Raw genomic sequence first — 7,043 nt, 5'->3', positions numbered from 1 at the left:
GTCGCGGGGCCGGACGGGCGCCGGGGCGGGGACCGGGGCGGACACGGGGGCTCCTTCCGCGGGGGGGTGCGGGAGCCGCCCGGGCGGGGAGCGGGACCGGACGGCCGGTAAGTGAATACTTGCGCACGTCCGCCCGGTCCGCAAGGAGCCCGGAAGCTCAGAACCCTGGTGGCCGCAGCGCTTCTCCGGCATGCGAAAGCCCTTGCCGACCTGCGGTCGACAAGGGCCCCGACGATCCGTCCGCGCGGCCCGGGGATCAGCCGGGGTCGCGGCGGCGGAGGTAGCGTTCGAACTCGCGGGCGATGGCGTCGCCGCTCGCCTCGGGCAGCTCGGTGGCGTCCTTCTGCTCCTCCAGCGTCCGGACGTACTCGGCGACCTCGGAGTCCTCCTCGGCGAGCTCGTTCACGCCGTTCTCCCAGGCGCGCGCCTCCTCCGGCAGCTCACCCAGGGGGATCGCCACGTCCAGCAGGTCCTCGACCCGGCGCAGCAGGGCGAGGGTCGCCTTCGGCGACGGCGGCTGCGCGACGTAGTGCGGCACCGCCGCCCACAGCGACACCGTCGGGAGCTCCGCCTTGGCGCACACGTCCTGCAGCACCCCGAGGATGCCGGTCGGACCCTCGTAGCGGGCGGGCTCCAGGTTGAGGGTGGTGACCATCGCCGCGTCGTTGGCCGCGCCGGTCACCGGGACGGGCCGGGTGTGCGGGGCGTCGGCGAGCAGCGCGCCGAGCAGCACCACCTGCCGCGCGCCCAGCTCGTGGATCTTGTCGACGATCTCGCGGCAGAACGACCGCCACCGCATGTTCGGCTCGATGCCGTGGATCAGCACGACGTCCCGGCCCGAGGGGAGCCGGGTTCGGGACACGCGGGTGGTGGGCCAGGAGATGCCGCGGGTCTCGCCGTCCACCATCTCGACCATCGGCCGGGTGACCTGGAAGTCGTAGTAGTCGTCGGGGTCGAGTTCGGCGATCGGCGTCGCGTCCCAGACGCTCTCGAGGTGGGTGATCACCCCGCTGGCCGCCTCGCCCGCGTCGTTCCACCCCTCAAAGGCGGCCACCACCACCGGATCGACCAGCTCCGGAACGCCCTCTAGCTCGATCACGCGCTGCCTCCTTCCGACGCCCTGTACAGCGTCACCGGGGGACCGTCCATTCCCGGGGGCGGGGGCCCCGCTCATGATCGGTGGCTGTCAGCCTACGTCCTGACCGAGAACTACCCACCCCCCGCCGCTCCAGACCTCGCCGGGGCTCGCCCGGCGGGCCCGGACGCGTCACGATCGGGTCACTTCCCGTCCGTCGTGTGGACGATCAGCACGTCGACAGGGGAGCGGTGCGACAGGTTCGCCGGGACCGATCCGAGGATGCGGCCGGCGAGGCTGTTCAGTCCCCGGTTGCCGACGACGACCAGGTCGGCCCGGCGGTCCCGCGCGATCCGGGCGATCACGTCCACCGCGTCGCCCTCCACCGCCACCTGGTCGATGTCGGTCGCGCCCTGCGCCACGGCCCGCTCCCGCGCCGCGCGCAGCGCGTCCTCGGCGGGCGTGGAGCCCTGCACCTTGTAGGCGAGGTCGCCGAGCTGGTCGGCGGCCGTCAGCCGCTGCCGCTCGGGCATCTGGTTGTAGGCGGTCGCCAGCAGCAGCGTCGCGCCGGTGGCGGCGGCGAGCGCTGCGGCGCGGTCGACCGCGCGGAACGAGGAGTCCGACCCGTCGGTGCCGACGAGGATGGTGCGGTAGGCGCTCACGGCCGCTCCCTGCTGTCGTCGCCGGGGCGCGCGTCGCCCGCGGCGGTCGTCGTCCGGGCCCGCGCACCGGGGCGTCCGGGCGCGTTACCCGTTGGTAGACACGGGCCGAACGTTAGCGGTCCGATCACGCGTCCGCCACGGGGACGGCCGACGGGCGGGGGAGTCCGGCCCGATAGGGTTGGTCCCCATGAGCACTCCCACCGCGGCTTCCCTGCGCCAGGCCCTGAAAGAACGCGTCGTCGTGGCCGACGGGGGCATGGGGACGATGCTCCAGGACGCCGGCCCCACGCTGGACGACTTCCAGGGGCACGAGGGCTGCAACGAGATCCTGAACGTGACCCGTCCCGACATCGTCCGCTCGGTCCACCGCGCCTACTTCGAGGCCGGGGTCGACTGCGTCGAGACCAACACCTTCGGCGCCAACCTCGGCAACCTCGGCGAGTACGGCATCACCGACCGGATCTTCGAGCTCGCCGAGGCGGGCGCGCGGCTGGCCCGCGAGATCGCCGACGAGTTCAGCACCCCCGACCGCCCCCGCTGGGTGATCGGCTCGGTCGGCCCCGGCACCAAGCTGCCCACCCTCGGGCACGTCCCGTTCGCCGAACTCCGCGACGCCTACCAGCGCAACGCGGAGGGCCTCATCGAGGGCGGCGCGCACGCCGTCCTGGTCGAGACCTGCCAGGACCTGCTGCAGGCCAAGGCCGCGCTGATCGGCGCCAAGCGCGCGATCGCCGCCGCCGGCACCGACACCGTCCTGATCGGCCAGGTCACCATCGAGCAGAACGGCGCGATGCTGATGGGCTCGGAGATCGGCGCGGCGCTCACGGCGCTGGAGCCGATGGAGCTCGACCTGATCGGCCTGAACTGCGCGACCGGCCCCGCCGAGATGAGCGAGCACCTGCGCTACCTCGCCCGGCACGCGCGGATCGGGCTGAGCTGCATGCCGAACGCGGGCCTGCCCGAGCTGACCTCCGACGGCGCCCGCTACCCGCTCACCCCGGACGAGCTGGCCGACGCCCACGACACCTTCACCCGCGAGTTCGGCCTGTCGCTGGTCGGCGGCTGCTGCGGCACCACCCCCGAGCACCTGGCGAAGGTCGTCGAGCGGGTCCGGGGCCGCGAGGTCGCCGCCCGCCGCCCCCGGCACGAGGCGGGCGCGGCGTCGCTGTACCAGCACGTCCCGTTCCGGCAGGACACCTCCTACCTGGCGATCGGCGAGCGCACCAACGCCAACGGCTCCAAGGCGTTCCGCGAGGCGATGCTGGAGCGCCGCTGGGACGACTGCGTGAAGATCGCCCGCGACCAGGCCCGCGACGGCGCGCACATGCTGGACCTGTGCGTCGACTACGTCGGCCGCGACGGCGTCGCGGACATGAAGGAGCTGGCGTTCCGGTTCGCGACCGCCTCGACGCTGCCGGTCGTGCTCGACTCCACCGAGGTCGACGTGATCATCGCGGGCCTGGAGATGCTCGGCGGGCGCGCCGTGATCAACTCGGTGAACTTCGAGGACGGCGACGGCCCCGGCTCCCGGATGGCGCGGCTGATGCCCGCCGTCAAGGAGCACGGCGCGGGCGTCGTCGCGCTCACCATCGACGAGGAGGGCCAGGCCCGTACGGCCGAGAAGAAGGTCGAGATCGCCGTCCGGCTGATCGACTACCTGACCTCCGAGTGGGGCATGGACGTCGGCGACATCATCATCGACACCCTGACCTTCACCATCGGCACCGGCCAGGAGGAGTCCCGCCGGGACGCGGTCGAGACCATCGACGCGATCCGCGAGCTGAAGCGCCTCCACCCCGGCGTCCAGACCACCCTCGGCCTGTCGAACGTGTCGTTCGGCCTGAACCCGGCCGCCCGCATCGTCCTGAACTCGGTGTTCCTGAACGAGTGCGTGGACGCCGGGCTCGACTCGGCCATCGTGCACGCCTCCAAGATCCTGCCGATGAACCGGATCCCGGAGGAGCAGCGCAAGGTCGCGCTCGACATGATCTACGACCGGCGCGGCGACGGCTACGACCCGCTGCACCGGTTCATGGAGCTGTTCGAGGGCGTCGACACCGCCGCGATGAAGGCCGACCGCGCCGCCGAGCTGCTCGCGCTGCCGCTGTGGGAGCGGCTGAAGCGCCGCATCGTGGACGGCGAGCTGGACGGCCTCAACGCCGACCTGGACGAGGCGCTCACCCAGCGCCCCGCGCTGGAGATCGTCAACGACGTCCTGCTGGACGGCATGAAGACCGTCGGCGAGCTGTTCGGCTCCGGCCAGATGCAGCTGCCGTTCGTGCTGCAGTCCGCCGAGGTGATGAAGACCGCGGTCGCCTACCTCGAGCCGCACATGGAGAAGGTCGAGGGCGACGGCGGCAAGGGCCGCATCGTGCTCGCGACCGTCAAGGGCGACGTCCACGACATCGGCAAGAACCTCGTGGACATCATCCTGTCCAACAACGGCTACGAGGTCGTGAACATCGGCATCAAGCAGCCGATGTCGGCGATCCTGGACGCCGCCCGCGAGCACCGCGCCGACGTGATCGGCATGTCCGGGCTGCTGGTGAAGTCCACGGTGATCATGAAGGAGAACCTGGAGGAGCTGAACAGCCGCGGCCTCGCCGGGAACTGGCCGGTGCTGCTGGGCGGCGCCGCCCTCACCCGCGCCTACGTCGAGCAGGACCTCGCCGACCTGTTCGACGGCCAGGTCCGCTACGCCCGCGACGCGTTCGAGGGGCTGCGGCTCATGGACGCGTTCATGGCCGTCAAGCGCGGCGTGGAGGGCGCGGCCCTGCCGCCGCTGCGCGAGCGCCGGGTGCGCAAGGGCGCGACCCTCAAGGTCACCGAGCCCGAGGACATGCCCGCCCGCTCCGACGTCGCCGCCGACAACGAGCTGCCGAAGCCGCCGTTCCTCGGCGACCGCATCGTCAAGGGCATCGCCCTCGCCGACTACGCCGCCTTCCTCGACGAGCGCGCGACCTTCATGGGGCAGTGGGGCCTGAAGCCCGCGCGCGGCGGCGACGGCCCGTCCTACGAGGAGCTGGTCGAGACCGAGGGGCGGCCCCGGCTGCGGATGTGGCTCGACCGCATCCAGACCGAGGGCCTGATCGAGGCCGCCGTCGTGTACGGCTACTACCCGGCCGTGTCCGAGGGCGACGACCTGGTCGTCCTCAACGAGGACGGCTCGGACCGGGAGCGGTTCACCTTCCCGCGCCAGCGCCGCGACCGGCACCTGTGCCTGGCCGACTTCTTCCGCTCCCGCGAGTCGGGGGAGACCGACGTCGCCGCGTTCCAGCTGGTCACGGTCGGGTCGAGGATCGCCGAGGCGACCGGGGAGCTGTTCGCCAAGAACGCCTACCGCGACTACCTGGAGCTGCACGGCCTGTCGGTGCAGCTCACCGAGGCGCTGATGGAGTACTGGCACGCGCGGATCCGCGCCGAGCTGGGCTTCGGCGGCGAGGACTCCGGCGACGTCGAGGACTTCTTCAAGCTCGGCTACCGGGGCGCCCGCTACTCCTTCGGCTACGCCGCCTGCCCGGACCTGGAGGACCGCACCAAGCTGGTGCGGCTGCTCGGGCCGGAGCGGATCGGGGTGACCCTGTCGGAGGAGCTGCAGCTGGCCCCCGAGCAGTCGGCCGACGCGCTGGTCGTCCACCACCCGGAGGCGAAGTACTTCAACACCTGATCCGCACTCACCAGCTGATCGGTACTCCACCACCTGATCGGTGCCTCACCGGCCGACCCCGCCGGCCGGGAGCCGATTCGGCGGGACGCGCCGCCTGACCTAACCTGGACGATCCAGGACGAAGGAGGTCAGGCGGCGTGACGCTGGGCGTGCAGGGGGATCCGCAGGCGGTGCTGTTCGACATGGACGGCACCCTCATCGACTCCGAGCGGCTGTGGTTCGAGGTCGAGTCCGAGGTGATGGAGTCGCTCGGCGGCGTCTGGACCCACGCCGACCAGGAGAACCTGGTCGGCGGGAACCTGGCGGTCGCGTCGGAGTACATGGTCCGGCGGGCCGGGAGCGACGTCCCGGCCGAGCGGGTGGGGCGCACCCTGCTCGCGGGAATGGTCGAGCGCATGCGCACCCACGTGCCGCTGCTGCCGGGCGCCAAGCAGCTGCTCACCGACGTCCGCGCGGCGGGCCTGCCGACGGCGCTGGTCACCTCCAGCCACCGCGCGCTCCTGGAGCCCGCGCTGGACGGCATCGGCCGCGACCACTTCGACCTCACGCTGGCCGGGGACGAGGTGTCCCGCACCAAGCCCCACCCCGAGCCGTACCTGACCGCCTGCGCGCGCCTCGGCGTGGACCCGCCGCGCTGCGCGGTGCTGGAGGACTCCCCGAGCGGGCTGGCGTCCGCCGAGGCGGCGGGCTGCCGGACGGTCGCGGTGCCCGGCGTGGTCGCGCTGGACGCGGCGCCGGGCCGGACGGTCGTGGGGTCCCTGGAGGACGTCGACGTGCCGTTCCTGCGCTCCCTGTTCGCCTGACAGGCGGCTTCCGCCCCGGATCGTCCGGGAGTTCGCCCGCGAGCCGTCGAACGTCCGTGCGAGCCTCTCAGCGCCTCGGCGCCACCTTCCGGGCACCCGTCTCCTCGGCACCCGGCCCACCGGCGCTGGGCTCCCTCGGCGCCCGGACGGCCGGGGCGCCTCGGCGGCGTGTGACCAGGGGGGACCCTGAGGTCCCTCGGGGACGGGTCACGCCCGAGGAGGAGCCGCGGACCGGGACGAACCGTCCGAGGGGAGGAGACCCATCCGCCGTTTCGCGTGTGAGGATGGGACGGGAGAGCAGCACGACCGACCCTGGGGGCCGCCATGAGCGACGCAGTCATTTTCGCGATCAGCCTGGGGGTGACGCTCGTCGGCCTGGTCGCCAGCTGGGGGGTGTACCGGCGGAGGGGCGCGGCGTCCGGCGCGCGCGGCGCCGCCCTGTCGCTGATCCCCCTGGCCGCGGCGATGACCGGGGTGACCTCGTTCCTCAGCGATCTGGTGTTCAGTCCGATGAAGTGGGCGGGTGTGGCGGTGGCCGGGCTCGCGGTCGTCCTCTACCTGGCGTCCGGCGCGGCCCTGAGCCGACGGTCGGTGACCGAGGGTGACGGGTCGAAGGCCGCGCGGAAGGCGGCTCGGGACCGCGGGACGGGCGCCGGCAAGGCGCCCAAGGGGGCCGTCGGCGGCGGCGCGCCGACGGCGGCGGACCCGGATCTCGCCGAGATCGAGGACATCCTCCGCAACCGCGGGATCAAGTAACGGGCCGCGCGGCGCGAGGCCGGACGGCACGCCGCCGCGCCCGCCCGTCGCCCCGCGCCGGGCGCCGTCCGAGACGGCCG

Annotated in this window: 5 protein-coding genes; 3 read left to right on the top strand and 2 right to left on the bottom strand. The window is 73.0% G+C overall.

Going from position 1 to position 7,043, the window contains the following annotated elements:
• Positions 1-256: 256 nt before the first annotated feature.
• Complete coding sequence (locus tag DZF91_RS30745) at positions 257-1,099, bottom strand: PAC2 family protein (RefSeq protein WP_158588089.1); 843 nt, start codon at positions 1,097-1,099, stop codon at positions 257-259.
• Between the two features lie 179 nt (positions 1,100-1,278).
• Positions 1,279-1,737 carry a universal stress protein gene (locus DZF91_RS30740; protein WP_117360582.1) on the bottom strand — a complete coding sequence of 153 codons (459 nt, stop codon included), beginning with the start codon at positions 1,735-1,737 and terminating at the stop codon, positions 1,279-1,281.
• 187 nt (positions 1,738-1,924) lie between these two features.
• Between DZF91_RS30740 and metH the strand changes: the two genes are divergently transcribed.
• The 3 genes from metH (at position 1,925) to DZF91_RS30725 (ending at position 6,963) form a co-directional block, all read left to right on the top strand.
• Positions 1,925-5,404 carry a methionine synthase gene (metH, locus tag DZF91_RS30735; protein ID WP_117360581.1) on the top strand — a complete coding sequence of 1,160 codons (3,480 nt, stop codon included), beginning with the start codon at positions 1,925-1,927 and terminating at the stop codon, positions 5,402-5,404.
• A 137-nt stretch (positions 5,405-5,541) separates the two neighbouring features.
• Positions 5,542-6,207, top strand: coding sequence for an HAD family hydrolase (locus DZF91_RS30730; RefSeq protein WP_199487007.1), 666 nt, complete (start codon positions 5,542-5,544; stop codon positions 6,205-6,207).
• Positions 6,208-6,531: 324 nt separating this feature from the next.
• The gene (locus DZF91_RS30725; protein ID WP_117360580.1) at positions 6,532-6,963 is read left to right on the top strand and encodes a hypothetical protein; all 432 of its coding nucleotides are present in this window, start codon (positions 6,532-6,534) and stop codon (positions 6,961-6,963) included.
• The last annotated feature ends 80 nt before the right edge of the window (positions 6,964-7,043 follow it).

This window comes from Actinomadura logoneensis, assembly GCF_003428695.1.
In the GTDB taxonomy this organism is placed as follows: domain Bacteria; phylum Actinomycetota; class Actinomycetes; order Streptosporangiales; family Streptosporangiaceae; genus Spirillospora; species Spirillospora logoneensis.
This window is presented reverse-complemented; position numbering and strand designations above follow the sequence as displayed.

What these genes read in the sequence shown, in the direction of transcription:
- metH (WP_117360581.1), top strand. Translation starts at nt 1,925, where the DNA reads ATGAGCACTCCCACCGCGGCTTCCCTGCGCCAGGCCCTGAAAGAACGC.
- DZF91_RS30725 (WP_117360580.1), top strand. Translation starts at nt 6,532, where the DNA reads ATGAGCGACGCAGTCATTTTCGCGATCAGCCTGGGGGTGACGCTCGTC.